The 23,644-nt window shown below is 71.6% G+C and carries 21 protein-coding genes; 14 read left to right on the top strand and 7 right to left on the bottom strand.

Translation table 11 applies throughout. The features are described 5' to 3' along the window. The first annotated feature begins 56 nt into the window (after positions 1-56). Genes ACZ69Q_RS24380 through ACZ69Q_RS24370 form a run of 3 tightly spaced genes read left to right on the top strand, consistent with a single transcriptional unit; the run spans position 57 to position 2,653 of the window. Positions 57-842: an SDR family oxidoreductase gene (locus ACZ69Q_RS24380; protein ID WP_471045364.1), complete on the top strand. Its 786-nt coding sequence runs from the start codon at positions 57-59 to the stop codon at positions 840-842. A gap of 15 nt (positions 843-857) precedes the next feature. Then, positions 858-1,469, top strand: a complete 612-nt coding sequence (locus ACZ69Q_RS24375) for a TetR/AcrR family transcriptional regulator (RefSeq protein ID WP_471045362.1) — start codon at positions 858-860, stop codon at positions 1,467-1,469. A 26-nt stretch (positions 1,470-1,495) separates the two neighbouring features. Further along, entirely contained in the window at positions 1,496-2,653 is a 1,158-nt protein-coding gene (locus tag ACZ69Q_RS24370) for an acetyl-CoA C-acetyltransferase (RefSeq protein ID WP_471045360.1), read from the top strand. Between the two features lie 109 nt (positions 2,654-2,762). Here the strand turns inward: ACZ69Q_RS24370 and ACZ69Q_RS24365 are convergent, their stop codons facing one another. The 4 genes from ACZ69Q_RS24365 to ACZ69Q_RS24350 are packed head-to-tail and all read right to left on the bottom strand — an operon-like array spanning position 2,763 to position 6,162. After that, positions 2,763-3,809 carry an NAD(P)H-dependent flavin oxidoreductase gene (locus ACZ69Q_RS24365; RefSeq protein WP_471045597.1) on the bottom strand — a complete coding sequence of 349 codons (1,047 nt, stop codon included), beginning with the start codon at positions 3,807-3,809 and terminating at the stop codon, positions 2,763-2,765. Next, entirely contained in the window at positions 3,809-4,570 is a 762-nt protein-coding gene (locus ACZ69Q_RS24360) for a CoA-transferase subunit beta (protein WP_471045359.1), read from the bottom strand. The genes ACZ69Q_RS24365 and ACZ69Q_RS24360 overlap by 1 nt, the downstream gene beginning before the upstream one ends. Continuing rightward, on the bottom strand, positions 4,558-5,403 hold the full coding sequence (locus ACZ69Q_RS24355; protein WP_471045357.1) for a CoA transferase subunit A: 846 nt from the start codon (positions 5,401-5,403) through the stop codon (positions 4,558-4,560). The genes ACZ69Q_RS24360 and ACZ69Q_RS24355 overlap by 13 nt, the downstream gene beginning before the upstream one ends. Continuing rightward, entirely contained in the window at positions 5,404-6,162 is a 759-nt protein-coding gene (locus ACZ69Q_RS24350; protein ID WP_471045355.1) for an enoyl-CoA hydratase family protein, read from the bottom strand. Positions 6,163-6,216: 54 nt separating this feature from the next. On the opposite strand from ACZ69Q_RS24350, the gene ACZ69Q_RS24345 reads away from it, so the two are divergent. Together ACZ69Q_RS24345 and ACZ69Q_RS24340 are read left to right on the top strand one after the other, a co-directional pair. Then, entirely contained in the window at positions 6,217-6,957 is a 741-nt protein-coding gene (locus ACZ69Q_RS24345; protein ID WP_471045353.1) for an SDR family oxidoreductase, read from the top strand. A gap of 1 nt (position 6,958) precedes the next feature. Next, positions 6,959-7,864 (top strand): SDR family oxidoreductase, encoded by a 906-nt coding sequence (locus tag ACZ69Q_RS24340; RefSeq protein ID WP_471045352.1) that lies wholly within the window; start codon positions 6,959-6,961, stop codon positions 7,862-7,864. A gap of 93 nt (positions 7,865-7,957) precedes the next feature. Here the strand turns inward: ACZ69Q_RS24340 and ACZ69Q_RS24335 are convergent, their stop codons facing one another. Then, a complete protein-coding gene (locus ACZ69Q_RS24335) occupies positions 7,958-8,854 on the bottom strand; it encodes a hypothetical protein (protein WP_471045349.1) in 897 nt (298 codons plus the stop codon). 163 nt (positions 8,855-9,017) lie between these two features. Between ACZ69Q_RS24335 and ACZ69Q_RS24330 the strand changes: the two genes are divergently transcribed. After that, positions 9,018-9,812, top strand: coding sequence for a S1 family peptidase (locus tag ACZ69Q_RS24330; RefSeq protein WP_471045346.1), 795 nt, complete (start codon positions 9,018-9,020; stop codon positions 9,810-9,812). 21 nt (positions 9,813-9,833) lie between these two features. Here ACZ69Q_RS24330 and ACZ69Q_RS24325 read toward each other — a convergent pair whose 3' ends face one another. Beyond that, positions 9,834-11,609 (bottom strand): glycoside hydrolase family 35 protein, encoded by a 1,776-nt coding sequence (locus tag ACZ69Q_RS24325; RefSeq protein ID WP_471045343.1) that lies wholly within the window; start codon positions 11,607-11,609, stop codon positions 9,834-9,836. Between the two features lie 89 nt (positions 11,610-11,698). Here ACZ69Q_RS24325 and ACZ69Q_RS24320 point away from each other — a divergent pair, with 89 nt between their 5' ends. The 8 genes from ACZ69Q_RS24320 (at position 11,699) to ACZ69Q_RS24285 (ending at position 21,749) form a co-directional block, all read left to right on the top strand. Continuing rightward, the gene (locus ACZ69Q_RS24320; protein ID WP_471045342.1) at positions 11,699-12,598 is read left to right on the top strand and encodes a helix-turn-helix domain-containing protein; all 900 of its coding nucleotides are present in this window, start codon (positions 11,699-11,701) and stop codon (positions 12,596-12,598) included. A gap of 11 nt (positions 12,599-12,609) precedes the next feature. Beyond that, positions 12,610-12,957, top strand: a complete 348-nt coding sequence (locus tag ACZ69Q_RS24315) for a chorismate mutase (protein WP_471045340.1) — start codon at positions 12,610-12,612, stop codon at positions 12,955-12,957. Between the two features lie 139 nt (positions 12,958-13,096). Next, a complete protein-coding gene (locus tag ACZ69Q_RS24310) occupies positions 13,097-13,633 on the top strand; it encodes a response regulator (protein WP_471045337.1) in 537 nt (178 codons plus the stop codon). Positions 13,634-13,689: 56 nt separating this feature from the next. Beyond that, on the top strand, positions 13,690-16,197 hold the full coding sequence (gene pepN / locus ACZ69Q_RS24305) for an aminopeptidase N (RefSeq protein ID WP_471045335.1): 2,508 nt from the start codon (positions 13,690-13,692) through the stop codon (positions 16,195-16,197). Between the two features lie 191 nt (positions 16,198-16,388). Then, positions 16,389-17,792 (top strand): pyridoxal phosphate-dependent decarboxylase family protein, encoded by a 1,404-nt coding sequence (locus ACZ69Q_RS24300; RefSeq protein ID WP_471045332.1) that lies wholly within the window; start codon positions 16,389-16,391, stop codon positions 17,790-17,792. Then, positions 17,789-19,240 carry a lysine N(6)-hydroxylase/L-ornithine N(5)-oxygenase family protein gene (locus ACZ69Q_RS24295; protein WP_471045330.1) on the top strand — a complete coding sequence of 484 codons (1,452 nt, stop codon included), beginning with the start codon at positions 17,789-17,791 and terminating at the stop codon, positions 19,238-19,240. The genes ACZ69Q_RS24300 and ACZ69Q_RS24295 overlap by 4 nt, the downstream gene beginning before the upstream one ends. A gap of 444 nt (positions 19,241-19,684) precedes the next feature. Next, positions 19,685-21,364, top strand: coding sequence for a hypothetical protein (locus tag ACZ69Q_RS24290; RefSeq protein WP_471045328.1), 1,680 nt, complete (start codon positions 19,685-19,687; stop codon positions 21,362-21,364). Between the two features lie 4 nt (positions 21,365-21,368). Beyond that, positions 21,369-21,749 carry a hypothetical protein gene (locus ACZ69Q_RS24285; RefSeq protein ID WP_471045326.1) on the top strand — a complete coding sequence of 127 codons (381 nt, stop codon included), beginning with the start codon at positions 21,369-21,371 and terminating at the stop codon, positions 21,747-21,749. A gap of 59 nt (positions 21,750-21,808) precedes the next feature. Here ACZ69Q_RS24285 and ACZ69Q_RS24280 read toward each other — a convergent pair whose 3' ends face one another. Further along, a complete protein-coding gene (locus tag ACZ69Q_RS24280) occupies positions 21,809-23,617 on the bottom strand; it encodes a bifunctional metallophosphatase/5'-nucleotidase (RefSeq protein WP_471045323.1) in 1,809 nt (602 codons plus the stop codon). Positions 23,618-23,644 lie beyond the last annotated feature (27 nt).

Here is a 23,644-nt window from a genome sequence, read left to right as displayed (position 1 = left end):
TCCTTGCGGGCTTAGCAGTCTTCCCTAACAAGTGTTTGGTAGGTTAGCGTGCTGCCATGACAAACGTCGAGGCGCCGACGTACGTTCCCGGACACGGACTGCTCCGCGGGCGCACGGCCGTCATCACTGCCGCGGCCGGTGCCGGCATCGGCGGTGCGACCGCGCGCCGCTTCCTCGAAGAGGGCGCGCGCGTGCTGATCAGCGACGCGCACGCACGGCGGCTGAAGGGGCACGAGGCCGAGCTGGCCCGCGAGTTCGAGGGCGCGGTCAGCTCAGCGGTGTGCGACGTCACCGACGAGACACAGGTGCGCGCCCTGTTCGACACCGCCGTGCGGGAGCACGGCCGGCTCGACGTCGTCGTCAACAACGCCGGTCTCGGCGGGACTTCACCCCTCGTCGACATGACCGACGAACAGTGGTCGAAGGTCCTCGACGTGACCTTGAACGGCACCTTCAGATGCACCCGGGCGGCCCTGCGCCGTATGCGGGACACCGGCGGCGGCGTGATCGTCAACAACGCCTCCGTCGTCGGTTGGCGCGCCCAGGCCGGGCAGGCGCACTACGCGGCCGCCAAGGCGGGCGTGATGGCGCTGACCCGGTGCGCGGCGATCGAGGCGGCCGAGTACGGCGTGCGGGTCAACGCGGTCTCGCCGTCCCTCGCCATGCACCCGCACCTCGCGAAGGTGACGACCCCCGACCTGCTTCAGGAGCTGACCGCGCGGGAGGCCTTCGGTCGCCACGCCGAGCCCTGGGAGGTGGCCAACGTGATCGTCTTCCTGGCCTCGCCCTACTCCTCGTACATGACCGGGGAGATCGTCTCCGTCAGCAGCCAGCGCGCCTAGGACGACAATGGACCCGTGCCGACCAAGAAGAAGCCCCAGGTGACCGCCGCGGCCGTCCGGCGTCGCGAACTCCTCGAAACAGCCGCCGAGGTCTTCGCCGAGCAGGGCTACAACGCCACCACCGTACGCAAGATCGCCGACCATGCGGGCATGCTCGCGGGCAGCCTCTACTACCACTTCGACTCCAAGGAGTCGATGCTCGAAGAGATCCTGCGGACCTTCCTCGACGAGCTGTGGAGCGGTTACGACGCCGTCCTGGAGGCCGAGCTGGGCCCGCGCGAGACGCTGGCGGCGCTGGTCACCGAGTCGTTCCGGGAGATCGACCGGCACCGCGCCGCCGTCGCGATCTACCAGAAGGAGAACCGGCAGCTCGTCGCGCAGGAGCGGTTCGCGTTCCTCGCCGAGTCGCAGCGCAAGTTCGAGAAGGCGTGGCTGTCCACGCTGGAGCGCGGGGTCGCGGCCGGGGTGTTCCGGTCCGACCTCGACGTCCGGCTCACCTACCGGTTCGTGCGCGACACGGTGTGGGTCGCCGCGTCCTGGTACCGGCCCGGCGGACAGCACAGCCCCGAGGAGATCGCCCGGCAGTACCTGTCGATGGTGCTGGACGGGATCGCCGTACGCACGTAACCCACTTTTCCCACTGGGGAGTTGCCATGGCCGAGGCCTACATCGTCGAAGCGGTCCGTACGCCCGTCGGGCGGCGCGGAGGAGGACTCAGCGGGGTCCATCCGGCCGACCTGGGCGCGCATGTCCTCAAGGCGCTCGTGGAGCGCGCGGGCATGGACCCGGCGGCCGTCGAGGACGTCGTCTTCGGCTGTCTGGACACCGTCGGGCCGCAGGCCGGGGACATCGCGCGGACCTGCTGGCTGGCCGCCGGGCTGCCCGAGGAGGTGCCGGGCGTGACCGTGGACCGGCAGTGCGGGTCCTCGCAGCAGGCCGTGCACTTCGCCGCGCAGGGCGTGCTGTCCGGCACCCAGGATCTGGTGGTCGCGGGCGGCGTGCAGAACATGTCGATGATCCCCATCGCCTTCGCCACACGGCAGGCCGCCGAACCGCTCGGGCTGACCGCGGGTCCCTTCGCGGGCAGCGAGGGCTGGCGGGCGCGGTACGGGGAGAAGCCGGTCAATCAGTTCGTCGGCGCCGAGATGATCGCCGGCAAGTGGGGGATCACCCGGCAGGACCAGGAGGAGTTCGCACTGCGCTCGCACCGGCGGGCGCTGCGGGCGATCGACGAGGGCCGCTTCGAGCGGGAGACCGTGGCGTACGGCCAGGTAGCCGTCGACGAGGGGCCGCGCCGGGACACCTCGCTGGAGAAGATGGCCGGCCTGAAGCCGGTCGTCGACGGTGGCACGATCACCGCCGCGTGTTCCTCGCAGGTCTCCGACGGCGCCGCGGCGATGCTGCTGGCCTCGGAGCGGGCGGTGCGCGAGCATGGGCTCACGCCCCGGGCCCGGGTGCACCACCTCTCGGTGCGCGGTGAGGATCCCATCCGCATGCTCACCGCGCCGATACCCGCCACCGCCCACGCCCTGAAGAAGACCGGCCTGTCGATCGACGACATCGACCTCGTCGAGATCAACGAGGCCTTCGCGCCGGTCGTCCTGGCGTGGCTGAAGGAGACCGGCGCGGATCCCGACAAGGTCAACGTCAACGGCGGCGCGATCGCCCTGGGGCATCCGCTGGGCGCGACGGGCGTGAAGCTGATGACGACGCTGCTGCACGAACTGGAGCGCACGGGTGGTCGGTTCGGGCTGCAGACGATGTGCGAGGGCGGGGGACAGGCGAATGTGACGATCATCGAGCGGGTGTGAGACGCGCTCCACTGTGAGTGCCGCGCCGTGTCGTCGTTTGACTGCGGCGCCGTCGTGGCTGGTCGAGCAGTTCCCCGCGCCCCTTTGGCGGCGCTGCCGAACTGTGCCCTCAGAGCTCTGTCAGTCGCTCCCGTGCCTCCTCCGCCTCCTTCATGATCCGCTCCACCAGTTCCGCGCACGACGGCAGGTCGTCGATCACTCCGGCGACCTGCCCGGACGCCATCACGCCCAGGTCCGTGCGGCCGTCGACCATCGACGCCTTGAGCAGCATCGGCGTGTTCGCGGCCAGCAGGACCTGGCTGAAGGTCAGGTCCTTGCCGTGCCGCAGTGCCCGGCCGTCGAGGAGCATGCGGCGCCATGTCGTGCCGGACAGCTTGCGGTAGCCCGCCGCCCGGCGGACCGCCTGGAGGAGCGTCCGCGCGCGGCCGGAGCGCTCCAGGGCGTCGACCAGGTCCGTGCGCAGCATGCGGTGGGGCAGGCCGTCCACGGCCGTGGTGACCGTGACATCCCGTACGGTCGCCGCCAGATACCTTGCCTTCACCGCGTCCGGCACCGTCGAGTCCGACGTCAGCAGGAAGCGCGTGCCCATGGCGATGCCGGCCGCCCCGTAGGACAGCGCGGCGATGAGTCCCCGCCCGTCGAAGAAGCCGCCCGCCGCCACGACCGGTATCTCCACGGCGTCCGCCACCTGCGGCAACAGCACGGTCGTCGCCACCTCGCCGGTGTGCCCGCCGCCCTCCCCGCCCTGCACGATCACCGCGTCCGCACCCCAGGCCGCGACCTTCTCGGCATGCCGCCGGGCGCCGATCGAGGGGATCACGACCACGCCCGCGTCCTTGAGCTCGGCCATCAGCTCACGGGACGGTGCGAGCGCGAAGGACGCGACCCGCACGCCCTCCTCGATCATGAGGCAGACCCGGTCGCCCGCGTCCGAGGCGTCCGCCCGCAGATTCACCCCGAACGGCGCGTCCGTACGGGACTTCACCTCCCGTATCGCCGCACGCAGCCCGTCGATCGTCATCGTCGCGGACGCCAGGATGCCCAGCGCCCCCGCGTTCGCCGTCGCCGAGACCAGCCGGGGTCCCGCCACCCAGCCCATCCCCGTCTGCACGATCGGGTGGCGCACCCCGACCAGCCGGGTCAGCGGCGTCTCCATCACGCGCCGACCTCCCTCGCGCGGGTGTTCCCCGGGTCGATCACCTCGCGGATGAGACGCAGTTCCTCGGCGGTGGGCGGACGGGTTCGCGGTACGTCGTCCGGGACCGCCAGTTCGAAGGACGTCGCCTCCACGACCTGCTCCAGGGTGACGCCCGGGTGGAGCGAGACGAGCCGCATCGAGTGGTCGGGCGTGGCGAAGTCGAAGACGCCCAGGTCGGAGACGACACGGGGGATCCGGTGGTACCGGGCGCCCGCCGCGTGGTCGTATCCGACCCCGCACACCATGTCGACCTTCTCGACGAAGACCCGCCGGGAGTGCCTGGGGATCCAGTAACTGGTCGGATTGTTCAGCGTGTTGACCGGCGCTCCCCGCACCCCCAGCAACTGCCGCTTCGGCCGCTCCCAGTCGCCGATGCACGAGATGTTCTGGTTGCCGTACCGGTCGATCTGGCTCGCGCCCATCATCACGTGCCGCCGGCCCCCGGTGACCAGGGCGAGGTGCTGGCGGTACGGCAGCCAGCCCTCGACGGTGCCGTCGGCGGTGACCAGCATCGCCTCGCCGTCGGTCAGTAGCAGGTCCGGCGAGAAGGTCAGGCGCGCCAGCCGGGCCCCGACGGACGGGATCAGGCCCATCGGGCCGGCCAGCACCTCCCCGGCGTCCCGCCAGGCCTCGGCACAGGCGATCACGCAGTGCTCGGCGCGAGTCACCTCCGTGACCTCCGTGGATCCGCTGCCGCCGGCCTGAGTCATGCCTTCCATGTCCCCTCCGTGACCGCCGCCTGGTACGCCTGCTCGTCCCCGCCGAGGAACCGCGCCGCGAAGTCGGCCCAGGGCGTCGTCGCGTACGTCTTCTGGAAGGCCTCGTCACGGCCGTAGTCGGGGGCGCAGGACGTGAAGTGCGCGCCGTTCGGTGCCTCGACCACCCCCGTCACCGTGTGCCGCTTGATCAGCAGCGACTGCGGGGCCGCCTCCTTCGTCAACTCGGCCGTGTCGACGATCCGTTCGCACGAGACGTACGCGGTGTCCGCCGCCTCGCAGAAGAGGTCGTCGAAGTAGGGGTCGGGGCCCAGGTACCGGCCGTTGCCCTGCCGGTCGGCACGGCTGACGTGGACCAGGGCCGCATCCAGCCGCAGGGCGGGCATGGCCACGAACGTCTCCCCGTCGTCGTACGGCGAAGTCACCGTCCGCAGCCCGGGGTTGACCCGCATGACGTCGGAACCGATCCCCGCCCGCACCGGCAGGAACGGCAGCCGGTTCGCAGCGGCGTGCAGGCCCCACATGAACATCGCCTCGTCGATCTCCATGAGCTCGAACGCGCCGCGCTCACGGGCCGCGCGGTAGTGGGGTTCCAGCGGGATGGAGTCAAGGGTGACGAAGGGGGTGACCAGCTTGCGGATCCGTCCCGCGGCGGCCAGCATCCCGACGTCCGGGCCGCCGTACGAGACGATCGTGAGGTCAGTGACGCCGGAGCGCAGCAGTGCGCGCACCAGGGCCATCGGCTTGCGGCGCGAGCCCCAGCCGCCGATGCCGAGCGTCATGCCGCTGTGCAGACGCGATGCGACCTCGTCCGCGGTCGTCGTCTTGTCGCTCACTCAGCCACCGTCCCTTCCGAAGGTGTCCCGGACCCGGTCGGCCACCCCGCTGAGGCCCGCCTCGAAGGTGAAGCCCTGCTCGAAGCGGTAGCTGCGGCGGACGTCGACCGGGTCGATGCCGTTGATCGCGGCCTTGGCCAGGCGCAGCAGCCGCCCGTCCTTCGCGGCGATCTCACGCGCCAACTCCAGCGCGCAGGAGCGCAGTTCCGCGCGCGGCACCACCCGCCACACCGAGCCGTGCGCGTGCAGCTCGGCCGCGGTCGCCGTGCGGGAGGTGTAGTACAGGGCGCGCATCAGGTGCTGGGGGACCAGGCGGGCCAGATGGGTGGCCGCGCCCAGGGCGCCCCGGTCCAGCTCGGGCAGCCCGAAGGTGGCGTCCTCGCTCGCCACGATCGCGTCCGCGTTGCCCACCAGGCCGATGCCGCCGCCCAGACAGAAGCCGTGCACGGCCGCCACCACCGGCACCTCGCAGTCGTACACGGCCGCGAAGGCGTCCGCGCAGCCGTGGTTCACCCCGATCAGCGCGTCGTTCCCGTCCCGCTGGAGCTCCTTGATGTCCACGCCCGCGTTGAACCCGCGCCCCTCCGCCGTGAGGACGACACACCGGACCGCCGGATCGCGGCCCGCCGCCCGCAGCGCGTCGGCCAGGGCGAACCAGCCGTCCACCGGCAGGGCGTTCACCGGTGGGAAGTCGACCGTGACGACGGCGATTCCTTCTTTCTCGGACCCCTTTTCCGGGGACGAGGTGGAGACACCCATGGCCGCATCAGCTACCTTTCCACCAAACGTTTGTTAGGTGGAGGGTAGCCGCCAATGGGGCTGGACGGGAAGGTCGTTGTCGTCACGGGGGGTACGCGCGGCGTCGGCGCGGGGGTGACCAGGGCCTTCACCGAGGCCGGCGCGCAGGTCGTGGTCTGTGCCCGCAGGGCACCCGAAGTCCCGCTCCCCGGGGCCGAGTTCAGACCGTTGGACCTGCGCGACCCGGATGCCGTACGGGCCTTCTTCGCCGCCCTGCCCCGACTGGACGTGCTCGTCAACAACGCGGGTGGCACACCGTACCGGCGGTTGACGGACGCGGATGCCGAGCGGCACGCGCGCGTGATCGAGCTGAACCTTCTCGCCCCGCTGACGGCGTCCCTGGCCGCGTACGAGCACCTGAAGCGGTCGCAGGGGTCCGTCGTGATGATCGGCAGCGTCAGCGGCGGGCGGCCCTCGCCCGGCTCGGCGGCGTACGGGGCGGCCAAGGCGGGGCTGGAGAACCTGGCCCGCTCCATGGCGGTGGAGTGGGCGCCGGAGGTGCGCGTCAACACACTCGTCGTCGGCATGGTCCGCACCGAACGGTCCCACCTCCACTACGGCGGCGAGGACGGCATCGCCGGTGTCTCGCGCACCGTCCCGCTCGGCCGCCTCGCCGAACCGGCCGACGTCGGCGCGGCCGCCGTCTTCCTCGCCTCCGACGCCGCCGCCTACATCAGCGGGGCGAGCCTGCATGTGCACGGCGGGGGCGAACGACCCGCGTTCCTGGACGCCGCAACGGTCAACAAGGAGGCCTGACATGAGCCGGATGTGTGAAGGGCGGGTCGTCGTCGTCACCGGGGCGGGCCGGGGGCTCGGTCGCGCCCACGCGCTCGCGTTCGCAGCCGAGGGGGCGAAGGTCGTCGTCAACGACCTCGGCGTCGGCCTCGACGGCGCACCGGGCGCCGACGGCCCCTCCCTGTACGTGGTCGAGGAGATCCGCGCGGCGGGCGGCGAGGCGATCGCGCACGGCGGCGACGTGGCGACCAGCGCCGGGGCCGCGTCCCTGGTGACGGCCGCGCTGGAGACATACGGCCGGCTCGACACCCTCGTCAACAACGCCGGGTTCCTGCGCGACCGGATGCTGGTCAACCTCGACGAGGACGACTGGGACGCCGTCGTACGCGTCCACCTCAAGGGCCACTTCCTCCCTCTGAAGCACGCCGCCGCGCACTGGCGGGCCGAGGCGAAGGCGGGGCGCACGCCGGCCGCCCGGATCGTCAACACGAGCAGCGGGGCAGGGCTGCTGGGCTCGGTCGGGCAGTCGAACTACAGCGCAGCCAAGGCCGGGATCGTCGGCCTCACCCTGGTCGCGGCCGCCGAACTGGCCCGCTACGGCGTCCAGGTCAACGCCATCGCCCCGGCCGCCCGCACCCGCATGACGGAGCGCACCTTCGCCGAGACGATGACCGCCCCCGACTCCGGCTTCGACGCCATGGCCCCCGAGAACGTCTCCCCACTGGTCGTCTGGCTGGGCGCGGAGGCGAGCACCAGGGTGACGGGCCGCGTCTTCGAGACGGAGGGCGGCCGGATCACGGTGATGGAGGGGTGGAGGGCGGGTCCGACGGCGGACAAGGCGGCCAGGTGGACGCCGGAGGAGGCCGGGGAAACGGCGCTTGAGTTGCTGGGCCGGGCGCAAGCACCGGGACGGGTGTACGGGGCCTGATGTGACGCCCCAATGGGGGCGCGGGGAACTGCGCGACCAGCCACGACCAACCCGCAGCCGCCCCGCGACACAAGCCCCCACCCCAATAGGCGCTCAGGTATCACACTCGAGCACCGACCGGCACAACCCACACCGCGCCCGAACCCGCCCCTTCACCGGCACCCGGATCCGCTGCCGGCACGTCGGACACGGGAACGACACCCGCAGCGGCCCATGCCCGTCCGGCGTGAACGTGTACTCAACCCCCGCCTGGGGACCGCCCCCGTGCTGGTCCTGCGCATGCCGCCGGTCCCGGGCGTAGCGCCGGCGCCCCGCCCATCCGGCCGCCGTCAGCGGAGGCTGCTGCTCGTCGCGCCGGGCCTGCGCCATGCCCTTCCCGTACGCCGTGTACGCCTGCGGGCTGGTGAACCAGATCGACGGGTCCTCGGCGAAGACCTGCGACCGCTTGGCGAGGACGTACCCGAACTCCTCCGGCGTCAGATACCCCAGCTTCTGCGAGGACGCCGAGTCCTCCCGGTAGGCGTCGAGCAGCAGCCAGCCCGCGCCCAGATACGTCGTCGCGGTGTCCGTGAGGATCTCGTTGTCGCGGGTGCCCGGGAAGGACAGACCGAGGCGGTGCAGATACACATGCATCACCTCGTGCGCGAGCGCCGCACCGATGTCCCGGCGATGGGTGCGGAAGCGGTCGTTCAGCTCGACGAAGTACTCGGGCCCGGCGGCGAGTTCGACGTTCGCCGCGTGGGTCATCTCCCGGAATCCGACGATCAGCCGGGCGTCCGGAAGGCGGTAGTGCCGCAACAGCTCGCGGGCCACCCGCTGCGCGCCCAGATGGAGATCGTCCGTGTCGCAGAACGCCACGTCGGCCGGGGCCACGCTGGTCGCGAAGGTCTGGATGGTGTCGTACGACAGCCGCCTGTAGAGCGCGGTGATCGCGGCCCGCACCGTCTCCAGGTGCGGGAAGCCGTGCTGGACCGGTCCGCCGTTCGCCACGTCCGTACCCCCAAGACGCCTCGAAACCGATTCCACTCTACGGGGATGTGAGGGGATTTTCCCTGGTGGGGTTCCATGTGCGGGACGTGAGATCCGTCCTTGTCAAGAACCCCCTTTGATCTTCATACTCCGGGTCGCTCAACCCCCCACGAAAGGAGCAGTGTTGAGCCATCACATATCCCGGAGAACCGGCATCACCCTGGCGAAGAGAGCCGCCGCGGTCGGCGCCGTCGCGCTCGCGGTCGCCTCCCTCCAGCCGGTCAGCGCGCAGGCCGCGTCCACCCGTATCGTCGGTGGAACGACTGCCGCGCAGAACGAGTTCCCCTTCATGGTCCACCTCTCAATGGGCTGCGGCGGGGCGCTCTACAAGAAGGACGTCGTGCTGACGGCGGCCCACTGCATGTCGGGCTCCGGCAACAACACCAGCATCACCGTCACCGCCGGTGTCAACGACCTCAACTCCTCGGCCGCGATCAAGGTGAAGTCGAAGAAGGTCAAGGTCGCCCCCGGCTACGACGGCAACGGCAAGGACTGGGCGCTGATCAAGCTCGCCCGGCCCATCGACAAGCCGACGCTGAAGATCGCCACGACGGACCAGTACAACCGCGGCACGTTCACGATCGCGGGCTGGGGCGACACCGAGGAGGGGGACGGCGCGGGCACGACCAAGCTCCGCAAGGCCAGTGTTCCCTTCGTCGCCGACCGCGTGTGCAAGCGCCACTACGGCAACCGGCTGGTGTCGAAGGAGGAACTGTGCGCCGGCTGGCAGAGCGGCGGCATCGACACCTGCCAGGGCGACTCCGGCGGCCCCATGTTCCGTAAGGACGACGCGGGCAAGTGGATCCAGGTCGGCATCGTGAGCTGGGGAGACGGCTGCGCCCGCGCCGGTGTGCCCGGCGTCTACACCGAGGTCAGCCACTTCGCGAGCGACATCGCCCGCGCGGCGGCCGCGCTCTAGGCAGCCGCCGCGGCGAGGTCGTCAGACGGCCCGCAGGACCGGTGCACCGGCTTCGCCGGACCCGGTCCGGGCCGTCCCTTCCAGCTCCAGCACCCACAGCTCGTTGCCGCCCTCGCGCAGCACGGGCCCCGGCACGAACAGGGTGCGCTGCGGGCCCGCGGACCAGTAACGGCCCAGAGCGAAGCCGTTGATCCACACGAACCCGCGGGTCCAGCCCGGCAGCTCCAGTCGGGCGTCACCGGCGCCCCGCACCGTGACGGTGCCCCGGTAGAGCCCCGGTGCACCGTCCTCGGGCAGCTCCCGCGACGGCACCGCCCGCACCCCCTCGGCGTCGTCCAGCGCCTCCAGCCGCAGCCCACGCGCGCGTACGCCGTACAGGAACTGCCGCTCGTGCAGGACGCCCCCGGTGATCCCCTTGGACTCGCCCAGCCGCGGCCCGTAGTTGACCCTGCCCAGGGACTCCACCCACAGCTCCACGCGCGCGTGCCCGGCGACCGGCTCCTTCAGGCTCGGCTCCTCCTCGGTGAGCACCCCGGCCCGCTCCCCGTCGACGTACACGACGGCGAGGTCCCGCAGCCCGCGCACCGTCAGCGGGTACGGCCCGCGCGGCCCCGGCACCGTCACCTCGTAGCGCACCAGGCCCCGCTCGACGCCCAGTTCCTCGAAGGTGGGCGGGACGGGGCCGGACGCCTGCGGGCCGCCCAGCGTCTCCAGTACGTCCGTGAGCGCCGCCCAGTTGGTCAGGGCCGCCTTGGTCGGCGCCCCCAACGGCGGCGGCGCGGGCGGGACTTCGGGCAGCGGGCCGTCGGCGTACTCGGCGAGGACCTCGCGGAAGGCCCGGAACTTCTCGGTGGGGCGGCCGTACTCGTCGATCGGGGCGTCGTAGTCGTACGACGTCACATCGGGCTCCAGCGGCCCGTCGTGCAGCGCGCCGCCGCCCCGGTTGGCGCCCGCCCAGCCGGCGAAGCTCGTGCCGCCATGCGCCATGTAGAGGTTGACCGAGGCCCCGCACTCCAGGATCTCGCGCAGCGCCGCCGCCGCGTCCTGGGGATCCCGAGCGGCGTGCTCGCCGCTCCAGTGGTCGAACCAGCCGCACCAGAACTCCATGCACATCAGCGGCCCTTCGGGGCGGTGCCGGCGCAGCGTCCGGAACGCCTCGCGCGCGTGCGAGCCGAAGTTCGCCGTCGCCAGGACACCCGGGACGGAGCCGCCGGACAGCATGTGGTCCTCAGGGCCGTCGGAGGTGAACAGCGGGACGGTCACGCCGAGTTCGCGCAGCAGGTCGGCCAACTGGCGCAGATACTCCGCGTCCGAGCCGTGGCTGCCGTACTCGTTCTCGACCTGCACCATGATCACCGGTCCGTCGCGGTCGATCTGCCGGCACACGATCTCGGGCAGCAGCCGCCGGAACCAGTTCGACACGTGCCCCATATAGCGTTCGTCACGGGTACGCGCGCGTGCGCCCACCTCGGCCGTCAGCCAGTACGGCAGCCCGCCGTTCTCCCACTCGGCGCAGATGTACGGTCCCGGACGCACGATCGCCCACAGCCCCGCATCCCGGGCCGCGTCCAGGAACCGGCCGAGCGCGGCCACGTCCCGGGTCCGCCCCGGCGCCGGCTCGTGCAGGTTCCACGGCACATACGTCTCCACGCAGTTCAGGCCCATCGCCCGCAGCATCGCCAGCCGGTGTCCCCACTGCGCCTCGTGCACCCGGAAGTAGTGCAGCGCGCCGGACAGCAACCGCACCGGCCGCCCGTTCAGCAGAAGGTCTTCGTCCCCCACCGCGAACTCACTCATGCGCCCCACCCTCGCCTCTGGCGCAGGTCAGGGTCCATGGACAAAGATCGGCGCTGCTTGGACCGAAGCGGCGGACGGGAGGCAGGGGCATGTACCACACATGGATGCGGTTCTTCACGCCCGGCCCCGCCCATCACAGCCTCGGCCTCGCCTGCCTGGGCGTCGGCCTCCAGTACGGCGCCCTGCCCCCCGTCGGACCCCGGGTCCTGGACCACCATGTCGCCGTCGTCATCAGCACCGGCGCCGGGTGGTACGCCGACCCCGACGGCCGCCGTACGCCCGTCACCGCACCCGCGCTGCTGTGGCTCACCCCCGGCGTCCCGCACCACTACGCGCCCGATGCGGGCACCGGCTGGGACGAGGGCTTCGTCGACTTCGCCGGGCCCGCAGCCGCCTCGTACACCGAACTCGGCTACATCGAGCCGGACCGCCCCGTCGTGCCCCTCTCCGACGCCGCCGGCCCGCGTGCCGTCATCGGGCGCATGGCCCGCGCCGCGCGCCGCGACAACCCCCTGCTGGAGGTGGAGACCGGCGCCGCCGTCCACGAACTCCTCGTCGCCCTGCGTCGCGCGCGTGCCGACCTCGCCCCGGACGGTGACCTCGTGCTCAAGGCCCTCGCCCGCGACGCGTGCCTGCCGCTGACGGTCGCCGACCACGCCGCCCGGCACGGCATGACCTTGGCCGAACTGCGCACGGCCGTCCGCAGGGGTGCCGGATGCAGCCCCAAGGACTATCTGCTCGGCATCCGCCTGGGCCGCGCCAAGGAACTCCTCGCCGCCACCGACCTGCCCGTCGCCGCCGTCGCCCGGCGTGTCGGCTACGACGACCCCGCCTACTTCTCCCGCCTGTTCACCCGCCGGGTCGGCATGGCGCCGGTCCGCTTCCGCGCGCAGCAGGGCCGCACCGTGCCCGGCGGCTGGAGCAACCAGGTCCCCGATCCCGACGATCCACCCGTGATCGGGCGAACGACGACCGCGGCGGCCCCGTAGGCTGAGCGCTCATGACCAGCAACATGTCCCCAGGTGACGTCGACCCCGCCGTCCGCGAGGAGCTCGCCCGGCTGCGCGACAGCATCGACAACATCGACGCGGCCGTCGTCCACATGCTCGCCGAGCGCTTCAAGTGCACCCAGCAGGTCGGCCACCTCAAGGCCCGCCACCAGCTCCCGCCGGCCGACCCGGCCCGCGAGTCCCGCCAGATCGCCCGGCTGCGCACCCTCGCCGAGAACGCCAAGCTCGACCCGGCCTTCGCCGAGAAGTTCCTGACCTTCATCATCGCCGAGGTGATCAGGCACCACGAGAGCATCGCCGAGGACGCCGTCAACGGCGCTGCGCCCACGGCGAACTGACGCCTGTCGGCCGGCCCGGGGGGTGACACGGCGGCCCGCGCGGGGCATGCTGCGCTGTGCACCGCATGCAGGCTGACGAGCACGCTCCGTCAGCACCCCCGGACATACCTGGATGTCCACGCGGGAGGGACGTCGGGCCATGCCGTCGGATGCCAAGATCCTCATCGTCGACGACCACGAGGAAACGCTGTACGCCCTGGAGAGCGCCCTGGCCCCGCTGGGCTACCGGCTCGCCCGCGCCACCAGCGGTGACGAGGCGCTCAAGGAGGTGCTCCGCGGCCAGGTCGGCCTCCTGCTCCTGGACGTCCGCATGCCGGGCGTCAGCGGGCTGGACGTGGTGCGGTACATGCGGCGCGTGGAACAGACCCAGAACATACCGGTCATCCTGCTCACGGGCTTCGGCGCGGACCACGAACTGACCGCCACCGCCTTCGGACTCGGCGTCGCCGACCTGGTCCTGAAGCCCACCGACCCCTGGGCGCTGCGCACCAAGGTCCGCTACCTGTACGACGCCTACCAGCGCCACCGTGCCCTGGAGGAGGAGGTCCGCGAGTTGCGCGCCCTGGTCAAGGGCCACGCCGACGACCCGCAGCCCCCCAAGCGCCCGGCCCTGCCCCACCCCGACACGCGTGTCCCGCCCCAGCGCGACGGCCCCGCCGCAAAGAATCGGACATAGCGTACGTAGTGATCCACCCCTGTGCCTGGTCAGCGGCATCAGGCAGCATGTCGTCCATGTCCGTACTCACGCGCAACGAAGCGCAGACTCGTTCCCAGCTCCTCGACGTCCATCGGTACACGATCGAACTCGATCTCACCACCGGGGACGAGACCTTCGACTCCCGTACCGTCATCGCGTTCACCGCGCGCACCGGCGCGGACACCTTCGTCGAGGTCAAGCCGGCCGAGCTGCGCTCCGTCACGCTGGACGGCCGGCCGCTGGACCCTGAGACCCTGGACGGGAACAGACTGCCCCTGAAGGACCTGGCCGCCGGCGAGCACGAGCTGCGCATCGACGCGGCCATGCGCTACTCCCGCACCGGCGAGGGCATGCACCGCTTCACCGACCCCACCGACGGCGAGACCTACCTCTACACCCAGCTCTTCATGGAGGACGTCCAGCGCGTCTTCGCCGCCTTCGACCAGCCCGACCTCAAAGCCGTCTTCGAGCTGTCCGTGACCGCCCCCGAGGGCTGGACCGTCCTCGCCAACGGCCGCACCGAGCACACCGGCGACGGCCGCTGGCAGGCCGCGCCCACGCCGCTGATCTCCACCTACCTCGTCGCGGTCGCGGCCGGCCCCTGGCACTCGGTGCGCACCGAGCACCGCGGCCTGCCCTTCGGCATCCACTGCCGCCGCTCCCTGGCCCCCTACCTGGACACGGACGCCGACGAGCTGTTCCAGGTCACCCGGCAGTGTTTCGACCGCTTCCACGAGAAGTTCGACGAGCCCTACCCCTTCGACTCCTACGACCAGGCGTTCGTGCCCGAGTTCAACGCCGGCGCCATGGAGAACCCCGGACTGGTCACCTTCCGCGACGAGTTCGTCTACCGCTCCGCCGTCACCGACACCGAGCGGCAGACCCGCGCCATGGTCATCGCCCACGAGATGGCGCACATGTGGTTCGGCGACCTCGTCACGCTGCGCTGGTGGGACGACATCTGGCTGAACGAGTCGTTCGCCGAGTACATGGGCTACCAGACCCTCATCGAGGCCACCCGCTTCACCGACACCTGGACCGACTTCGGCATCGCCCGCAAGGCCTGGGGCTACGACGCCGACCAGCGGCCCTCCACCCACCCCGTGGCCCCCGAGGCCGTCGACGACACGGCCTCCGCCATGCTCAACTTCGACGGCATCTCCTACGCCAAGGGCGCCTCCGCGCTGCGCCAGCTCGTGGCCTGGCTCGGCGAGAAGGACTTCCTCGCCGGCATCAACACCCACTTCGCCCGGCACAAGTTCGCCAACGCCGCCCTCGCCGACTTCATCGACTCCCTGGCCTCCGCCACCGACCGCGACGTCCACGCCTGGGCCGATAGCTGGTTGCGCACCACCGGCGTCGACACCCTCACCCCGCAGGTCACACCCGGCGACAACGGCACCTACAGCCTCACCGTCGACCGCGCGGGCAGCCGCCCCCACCGCGTCACGGTCGGCCTGTACGACCAGGACCTCGGCGACGACCAGGGCCGCCGCCTCACCCTGCGCGACCGTCTGGAGATCGACGTCCCGCAGAGCGCCCCGCGGCCCATCGGCAAGCGCCCGGCCCTGCTGGTGCTGAACGACGGCGACCTGACCTATGCCAAGGTCCGCTTCGACGCCGAGTCCTTCACGGCCGTCCGTGAGCGCCTGTGCGGCCTGCCCGACCCGCTCACCCGCGCGGTCGTCTGGAACGCCCTGCGCGACGCGGTCCGCGACGGCGAACTGGCCGCCACCGCCTATCTGGAGGCCGCCCGCGCCCACCTGCCCCGTGAGCGGGATCTCGCCATCGTGGAGGGCGTCCTGGCCTTCGCCTCCGCCCAGATCGCCGACCGCTACCTCCCCGCCGAGGAGCGGCCCGCCGCCCTGGCCACCCTGTCCGCCCTGTGCCGCGACCTGATCCGCCGCACCGAGGACGGCGACCACCCCGGCCTGCGGCTGATCGCCGTACGCCACTTCATCTCCGTGGCCGCGCACCCCGACACGATCGCCGCCTGGCTCACCGACGGCACGGTGCCCGGCGGACCCGAGCTCGACCCCGAGCTGCGCTGGCGGGTCCTGGGCCGCCTCGCCGTCCTCGGTGCCGTCGACGAGGCCGCCATCGCAGCCGAGCTGGAGCGCGACCCGAGCGCCACCGGCGAGGAGGGCGCCGCGCGCTGCCGCGCCGCCCTGCCCGACGAGGAGGCCAAGGCGAAGGCATGGGAGGCCCTGTTCGCCACCGATGAGAGCGGCGACCTGTCCAACTACCTGTTCACCGCGACCGCCCAGGGCTTCTGGCAGCCCGAACAGGCCGACCTCGTGGGCCCGTACGTGGCGCGCTTCTACAAGGACGCCATCGCCCTCGCCGCCCGCCGCGGCCCCGCCATCGCGGACGCCGCCGGCCGCTACGCCTTCCCGGTGCACGCCGTGGACGCCGAAGCCCTGCGGCTGGGGGAGGAGTGCCTGCGCGACGGCGAGCCGATCCCGGCGCTGCGCCGCAGGCTCGCCGACCAACTCGACGACCTGGCAAGGGCGTTGAGGGTGCGGGAGGACCACAAGGGCTAGTACGTCCGACGTAGGGGGCGCCGGTCCTTGCGGACGCCCCTTACTCCGCCGAAGTCCGCACACCGCTTCCGACACGCTTTCCTCGCACGGAAGTACCCCCTTTCGGGTTCCGGTCATTGGGCTTTTCGGGCGCCGTCGTCCATCCGGGTACAAGCTGGAAGTCCTTCTCGCCCAGCGCCCGGGAGGACACGATGAGCACGTCTGCGTCGCTCGCGTCAGGCCCCGAAGGTCCCCACGCCCTGCGGCCGTTGCTGGACACCGTGCTCGACGCGCTGAGCGAGGGCGCCCGGGCGCGCCGGGGACCGCTGCCCGCGGGCGGGCCGGACGCGGTGGCCGCGCGGATGCGGGCCGCGGTCGGGGACGTACTGCCGGACCAGGGCGATCCGAACGCCCTGCACACCGTCGTCCGCGCGCTCGCGGAGACCGCCGCCGACCCCGCCGACCCCTTGTGCACCGCCCATCTGCACTGCCCGCCCCTCGCCCTCGCCACCGCCGCCGACCTCGCCGTGTCCACCCTCAACCCCTCCCTCGACTCCTGGGACCAGGCCCCGGGCGCGTCGGAACTGGAGGCACTGGTGACGGGGGCGCTCGCGCGGGAGGTCTTCGATGCCGAGGCCGGGCGGCGAGGCGGTGCTTCGGCTCAGGAAGCCCCCGCCGCCCTGATCACCACCGGCGGAACCGAGTCCAACCAGGTCGCCCTGCTGCTCGCCCGGGAGGCGCGCGGCGCCGGGATGCGGCTGGTGCACGGGGCCAACGCCCACCACTCGCTGCCGCGGGCCGCCTGGCTGCTCGGGCTGCCCGAGCCCGTCGTCGTGCCCGCCCCGGCCGGTGCCCTCGACCCCGCCGCCCTCGACGATGCCCTCACGTCGCTGCCCGGCCCGCACCTCGTCGCCGCCACCGCCGGCACCACCGACGCCGGGATGATCGACCCCCTCCCCGAGATCGCGGCCCTGTGCGCGGCACACGGCGCACGGCTCCACGTGGACGCCGCCTACGGCGGCGGCCTGCTCTTCAGCGACCGCTACCGGGACCGTCTGGCCGGCCTCGACGCCGCCGACACCGTCACCCTCGACCTGCACAAACTCGGCTGGCAGCCGGTCGCCGCGGGTCTCCTCGCCGTCCGTGACGCGGCCGGTCTCGCCGTGCTCCACCACCGCGCCGACTACCTCAACGCCGACGACGACACCGAGGCGGGCCTGCCCGATCTGCTGGGCCGCTCCCTGCGCACCAGCCGCAGACCCGACGCCCTCAAGATCGCCGTCACCCTCAAGACCCTCGGCCGCAGCGGCCTCGGCCGACTGGTCGAGCAGGTCTGCGACGGAGCCCGCGAGTTCGCCGCCCTCGTCCATGACCACCCCGGCTTCGAGCTGCACGACCGGCCCACCCTCAGCACGGTCCTGTTCCGGCCCGCACACGCCGCCGACGACTCGGTCGCGGCCGTACGCCGAAGGCTCCTCACCGACGGCCGAGCCGTCCTCGGCCGGGCCCGCATAGACGGGCGCCTGTGGTTGAAGGTGACCCTCCTCAACCCCCGTACGCGCCCGGACGACCTGGCCGCCCTCCTGAAACTGGTGGAAGGAAACACCCCCCGATGAGCCCGCAGTCGAACCCCCCTGCCGACGCGCACCCCAACCCCCCGGCCCAGGACGCCGACACGCCCCGAGACCTCGTCGGCATCGGCATCGGCCCCTTCAACCTCTCGCTGGCCGCCCTCGCCCAGCCGCTCGCCGAACTCGACGCCGTCTTCTACGAACAGCGCAACGCGTTCTCCTGGCACCCGGGGCTGCTCATCGACGGCTCCCGGCTCCAGGTTCCCTTCCTCGCCGACCTGGTGACGCTCGCCGACCCCGCCAGCCCCTGGTCGTTCCTGAACTACCTCAGGCACCGCGGCCGGCTCTTCCCCTTCTACTTCGCCGAGCGCTTCCACATCCAGCGCGCCGAGTACGACGCCTACTGCCGCTGGGTCTGCGAGAACCTCACCGGGCTGCGCTTCGGCCACCAGGTCGACGCGGTCCGCTTCAACCCCGAACGCGACGTCTTCGAGGTCGACTTCACCCAGATCGCGCCCGACGGAGAGGTCGAGGCGCTCGGGCGTACCTACGCACGCAACATCGTCCTCGGCATCGGCACCGAGCCGTACGTCCCCGACCCGCTGCGGCCCCTGGTCGAGGCGCCCGCCGTGCCCGTCATCCACGCCGCCGACTATCTCGACCACCGCGAGACCCTGCTCGCCGCCGAGCACATCACCGTCATCGGCTCGGGACAGTCGGGTGCCGAGATCTTCCTTGACCTGCTCCGAAGCCGCCCCGCCGGGCGGGAGAGGCTGAACTGGCTCGGCCGCACCGAGGCCTTCGCGCCGATGGAGTACTCAAAGCTCGGCCTGGAGCACTTCACCCCCGACTACACCCGCTACTTCCACGCCCTCGCCGAACCGGTCCGCGACCGGCTCCTCGACTCCCAGTGGCAGCTCCACAAGGGCATCGACGCCGCCACCCTCGCCGCCATCCACGACGAGCTCTACCGTCGCACCCTGAACGGCGGCTGGCCGGACACCGTCCTCACCCCGGGCGTCCGCGTGCGCACCGCCGGCCGTATCGCCACGACCAAGGTCGAGCTGCATCTGGAGCACATCCAGCAGAACACCCGCTCGCGCATGACCACCGACGCGGTCGTCCTGGCCACCGGCTACCGCGAGCGCTCCCTCGACCGCATCCTCGCCGGCCTCGACCCCTACATGCGCCGCGACAGCCGGGAGCGCCCCCGCGTCGACGACCGGTACCGCCTGGTCATGGACCCGGCCGTCACCGGCTCCGGCTGCCACGTCTACGTCCAGAACGCCGAGCGCCACACCCACGGCATCGGCACCCCGGACCTCGGCCTCGCGGCCTGGCGCAGCGCCGGCATCCTCAACTCCGTCACCGGCAAGGAGACCTACGCCCTGCCCGGCCGTACCGCGTTCACCACCTTCGGCCTCGAACAGCGGCCCAGGATCCCGTCCGCACGCCAGGCACCGGTGCTCACCCCGCTGGTCGACAGGCGGTGACAGCGGGGGAGGGGCAGTGCTGTGGGCCCTTTGCGCAAGTCCCTCCCGTCACTGCGGTAACAGCCCCGGGCGGAGCTGTGCGATCGGGGTGAAGAATTGTGGAAGGGGGCGCGGAAAAGGCCACTTGAATATCCCCTGTCCCTCCCATCTGCCCCGGCGCGCTGCTACCTTCCGGTTCATGCGGCGGCAACGGGGGCGTCCGATTAGAGAAACGGTTCTTTCGATCGGAGATCGGCCCGCCGGTGCCCTCGGCCGCGGCAATCCCGCTGCTCCACGCGTGGCGTCCCGCCCCGGCCGTGTCCCCCGCCGCCTTTTCCGCGGACACATATCCGGCCACCGGGAATGGCTGATTTTCATCGCCATCCGAATCCGAATGGGCGCCGCCGATTTCGAAGCAGACATGCGCCCGACCTGAGCCCGAAAACCGAGAGGAGGAAGAAAGCCATGACCACTCCCACCCTCAAATGCCCGCGCTGCCAAGCGGACAACGATCGCAACTACACCGCCTGCGCCAACTGCGGCTCCTTACGCGGTGCCGACCCGACGCAGGGCCCGAACCCGTCGCCGCCCACCGTCCCCGCCGTACCGGCGCAGCCTCCCGCCGACGTCCCCCGCACCGCCGCCGCGCCACCGGAGCCCTCCCGCGCCCCGGACACGGCCTCGCCCGTCCGCTTCGCCCCCGACATCACCCGGTACCTGTGCACGGCCGTCCACACCGACACCAAGTTCGCCCGCAGGGCCGTCGAGCAGATCGTGGAGGAGCCGCGGCGTGCCGTCGCCTCCTCGCCGGGCGTCGACCTCGGCTGTGTGCTGCGGCACGCCCTGGCCGCCCGGCGCCGCCAGGTAGGACGGGACGTCCTCCTCGCCGTGCTGCTGCTGGTCGTGGTGATCATGCTGCCGAGTGCCTTCGGCACGGCGATCGTCCTGGGCTGGCTCGTGGCCTGGATCATCGTCGCCGTCGAGTCGCTCTCGGTGCACTACGGCGTGGTCGCCAAACAGCTCAGCCGGGAGAACTTCGCCCCGGACAAGGCCCCTGAGCCGGCCGGCTCGGAGAACCGGCGGCGCGTTGAGGAGATCGAGCGGCGCGACCGCGGCAACGTCGTGGTCTCCTCGACGTACGCGCCCTTCGTCGGGTACGGCGAGACGACGAGCACCTGGTCGTTCGCGCTCGACACGGCACGCCCCGCGGAGGGCAAGCAGGTCGTGCCGTTCACCGTGCACGAGCTCAACGACCACCTCGCCGCCCGGGTCGGGGACCTGAAGCTGCCCGGCGTCCACGTCGAGAACCTGCTGCTGGTCAACGGCAAGGACCTGCAGTACGAGGTGGACGAGCGCACCCGCTCCGAGCTGCTGCCGAACCCTGCCGGACCGCCGAGCGCGAGAGTCTCACCGGACCTTCTCGACGCGCTGCGCGAGGACGGCAGGGGTCGGGCCCGCCCCTATCTGGCCGTCCGGGTCACCGGCTGGAGCGGTGAACTGGCCATCACCTTCTTCCTGCGGTGCGCACTGCTGTCCGACCGCAAGATGCTCTTCATCGAGGGCAGCAGCTCCCTGCTCGCCCCGGTGCGCGAGCGCTACCGCATCGCGGACCAGTTGCTCGACTCGCCGACCTTGCGCCAGTGGTGGACCCTGGTGGCCCAGGCCGGCCTGCGCGCGCCGCTGCTGCTGATCGGTTCGCCCTTCTCCGTCGCCGCGGGGCTGCTCGGGCCGTTCAACCAGCACGGCAAGCAACGCCGTCAGGCACAGGAGATCCGCCACCGCGCCTTCAACTACGGCGCGCCCTTCAGTATCAGGGACGCGGCCAGCGACCGGCTCTACTACCGCTACTTCCAGCAGCTCGACCGGGAGTTGTACGCCAAGACGGTCGAACACCGGGTGCTGGGCGCACTGGTGGAGTTCCTGGAGGAGCACGACATCGACACCAGTGAACTGATCCAGCGTCAGACCACCATCTACAACACCGGCTTGTACGCGGGCGGCGACGTCACCCTCAACGGCTCCGCCGTCGGCGTCGGCGGCAGCATCGCCGGAGTCTTCCGACGCGGCCAGGCGCCGGGTGCGGCCGGGCAGTCGGCGCCCGGCGCACCTCCCGCCGCCGCCCCGCCCGCCAACCGGGGAAGGTGACGACATGACAGAGACCGGAGCCGGCGACAACAGCGGCATCCAGGCCGGCGGCGACATCCGCATCGACGGCAGCGCGGTCGCCGTCAACCGCTCGACCGCGACCACCGGCACCCCGGCCGCCGCCGACCGCGAGGCCGCCGTCGCCGAACTGCGCGCCGCGGCACGGCTGCTGCTCGACCGGGTACGCACCCACCAGGACGAGTACGAGGACGGCGAGGAACTCGTCCGGGCCGCCGAGCGCGTCGAGGCCGAACTCGCCCAGGACGAGCCCCGCCGAGGCGTCCTGCTGCGCTGGCTCGGCTTCCTCGCCCCCGGCGTGGCGGCCACGGCCGCCGTCGCGGGCGATGTGGCGGCCATTCAGGACAGCGTGGCCGGCCTGTTCTGACCCGACGGGGTGATTGGGGAGGCCGACGGCCGGTGCGCCGTCGGCCTGCCCTGCCGGGCCTAGAAGACGGGCTTGCCCTCGCGCGTCAGCTTCCAGTCCACGGACGCGAAGTCCTTCGGGTCCAGCACACCCTTCGCGGTCACCCACTCCGCGATCCGGGTGCGGATCTCCGTCGACTCCGACCACAGCTCCTGGGCCGCCGCCACATGCGGGAACGCGCCACCGCCGTTGGCCCGGTAGTTGTTCACCGCGAACACGAACTTCTGCGCGTCGTCGAGAGCGGCACCGTTGTAGGTCACGTTCTTGATCCGCGAGCCGGCGGCCTGCGCGATGTCGATCTCGTACGCCAGCCCCGAGACGTAGTCGTAGTTGTAGTCGGGGCGGTTGTTCGCGTTCGTCAGCTTCTCCACGTCGACGGCGGCGTCGGCGGCGGTCTGCACGAAGTACTCGGCCGAGTACTCCAGGTACGCCTTGAGCTGCGCGCCCGTCATCAGCTTCGCGACCAGCGTGTTGTCGTACACGTACAGGCTCGACAGATCCCGGATCGTCACGTCGCCGGCCGGGATCTGGGAGGTGCGCGAGAACGGGGACGCCTGCGCGATGACGGGCAGCGAGGCGTACTCGGTGCCGGCCAGCGCCGCCTTGGCGACGTCCTCCTGGACCTTGGTGATCAGGTCGATGATCGGGGCGTCCTTGTAGCGGGCGTCGACCGTGGTCAGGGTCGTGGTGGCGGTGCCGACGACCTGGTTGACGTACGCGACGACCTTCTCGTGCTCGTCGGAGAGCAGCTTGGTGATCTTCGGGTCGTCGGCGACCGTGTTGGAGTTGAGGACCGACGCGGCGACCTTCTCGACCGACCAGCGGCCCTTGGCGAAGGTCAGCTCGATGTCGAACAGCGACAGCCGCTCGGCGAAGCACAGCGGCTCCGACAGCACGACCGTCTTGCCGGTCTTGGCGTTGGTGACCTTCAGCTCCGGGATCTCCACGTGCGCGTGGCCGACCAGGATCGCGTCGATGTCCGGCACCTGCTGCGCGACCAGCGCCGCCGAGTTCTCGATGTAGGGGAGCTGGTCACCGTAGGACGAGGTGCCCGAGGAGCCGGAGTGGGCCGAGACGATCACCACGTCCGCGCCCATCGCCTTCAGCTTCGGCACCCACTTGGCCGCCTGCTCCTCCAGGGCCGGGAAGGTCAGCTTGCCCTGCACATAGGCCTTGTCCCAGATCGCGATGCCGGGGTTGGTCAGACCGAGGACGGCGACCTTCACGGGCGGGGCGCCCGGCACCCGGAAGTTCTTCATGAAGTACGGCGGGAAGGCGGGCTTCAGCGTCTTCGCGTCCAGCGCGTTCGCACCGAGGAGCGGGAAGCGGCACTGCTCCTCGAACTTGCGCAGCGTCTCGATGCCGTAGTTGAACTCGTGGTTGCCGAGCGCGACCGCGTCGAAGCCGATGGCGTTCATCGCCAGCGCCATCGGGTGCACCGGGCCGCCCTTGGCGGTGATCGGGTCGACCTTGGCGTAGTAGTACGTCAGCGGGGTGCCCTGGATCGTGTCACCCGCGTCGATCAGCAGCGTGTTGCGCCGGCCCCGCTCCGCCCGGAGCTGGTTCACCAGCGTCGACACCCGGGCCAGGCCCTGCGCGTTGCCCTTGGCGTCGGTGTACTCCGCGTTCTTGAAGTAGTCCCAGTTGAAGACGTGACCGTGCAGATCGGTCGTGCCCATCACGGTCAGCGAGTACCGCTTCTCGCACTTCTTCGCCGTCATGGCCTCTGCCTCCGCCGCCTGTGCCGTCGGCACCGCCGCACCGGCCAGCGCCACCCCCGCTCCGGTCACAGCGGACTTCTTCAGGAACTTCCGGCGGTTCAACGGCATGAGCTCTTCTCCCGTGGGAATGGTCGA

The sequence above is a fragment of the Streptomyces sp. NPDC036764 genome (genome assembly GCF_055609385.1).
Note: the sequence above shows the minus strand (reverse complement) of the source record. Positions and strands in the feature narration are given on the sequence as shown.

Bases quoted from the DNA above. Each gene is read 5' to 3' on its own strand.
- ACZ69Q_RS24320 (WP_471045342.1), top strand. From the start codon at position 11,699: ATGTACCACACATGGATGCGGTTCTTCACGCCCGGCCCCGCCCATCAC.
- ACZ69Q_RS24360 (WP_471045359.1), bottom strand. From the start codon at position 4,570: ATGGAAGGCATGACTCAGGCCGGCGGCAGCGGATCCACGGAGGTCACG.
- ACZ69Q_RS24325 (WP_471045343.1), bottom strand. From the start codon at position 11,609: ATGAGTGAGTTCGCGGTGGGGGACGAAGACCTTCTGCTGAACGGGCGG.
- ACZ69Q_RS24365 (WP_471045597.1), bottom strand. From the start codon at position 3,809: ATGGAGACGCCGCTGACCCGGCTGGTCGGGGTGCGCCACCCGATCGTG.
- ACZ69Q_RS24315 (WP_471045340.1), top strand. From the start codon at position 12,610: ATGACCAGCAACATGTCCCCAGGTGACGTCGACCCCGCCGTCCGCGAG.
- ACZ69Q_RS24295 (WP_471045330.1), top strand. From the start codon at position 17,789: ATGAGCCCGCAGTCGAACCCCCCTGCCGACGCGCACCCCAACCCCCCG.
- ACZ69Q_RS24290 (WP_471045328.1), top strand. From the start codon at position 19,685: ATGACCACTCCCACCCTCAAATGCCCGCGCTGCCAAGCGGACAACGAT.
- ACZ69Q_RS24350 (WP_471045355.1), bottom strand. From the start codon at position 6,162: ATGGGTGTCTCCACCTCGTCCCCGGAAAAGGGGTCCGAGAAAGAAGGA.
- pepN (WP_471045335.1), top strand. From the start codon at position 13,690: ATGTCCGTACTCACGCGCAACGAAGCGCAGACTCGTTCCCAGCTCCTC.
- ACZ69Q_RS24340 (WP_471045352.1), top strand. From the start codon at position 6,959: ATGAGCCGGATGTGTGAAGGGCGGGTCGTCGTCGTCACCGGGGCGGGC.
- ACZ69Q_RS24300 (WP_471045332.1), top strand. From the start codon at position 16,389: ATGAGCACGTCTGCGTCGCTCGCGTCAGGCCCCGAAGGTCCCCACGCC.
- ACZ69Q_RS24380 (WP_471045364.1), top strand. From the start codon at position 57: ATGACAAACGTCGAGGCGCCGACGTACGTTCCCGGACACGGACTGCTC.
- ACZ69Q_RS24345 (WP_471045353.1), top strand. From the start codon at position 6,217: ATGGGGCTGGACGGGAAGGTCGTTGTCGTCACGGGGGGTACGCGCGGC.
- ACZ69Q_RS24280 (WP_471045323.1), bottom strand. From the start codon at position 23,617: ATGCCGTTGAACCGCCGGAAGTTCCTGAAGAAGTCCGCTGTGACCGGA.
- ACZ69Q_RS24285 (WP_471045326.1), top strand. From the start codon at position 21,369: ATGACAGAGACCGGAGCCGGCGACAACAGCGGCATCCAGGCCGGCGGC.
- ACZ69Q_RS24370 (WP_471045360.1), top strand. From the start codon at position 1,496: ATGGCCGAGGCCTACATCGTCGAAGCGGTCCGTACGCCCGTCGGGCGG.
- ACZ69Q_RS24310 (WP_471045337.1), top strand. From the start codon at position 13,097: ATGCCGTCGGATGCCAAGATCCTCATCGTCGACGACCACGAGGAAACG.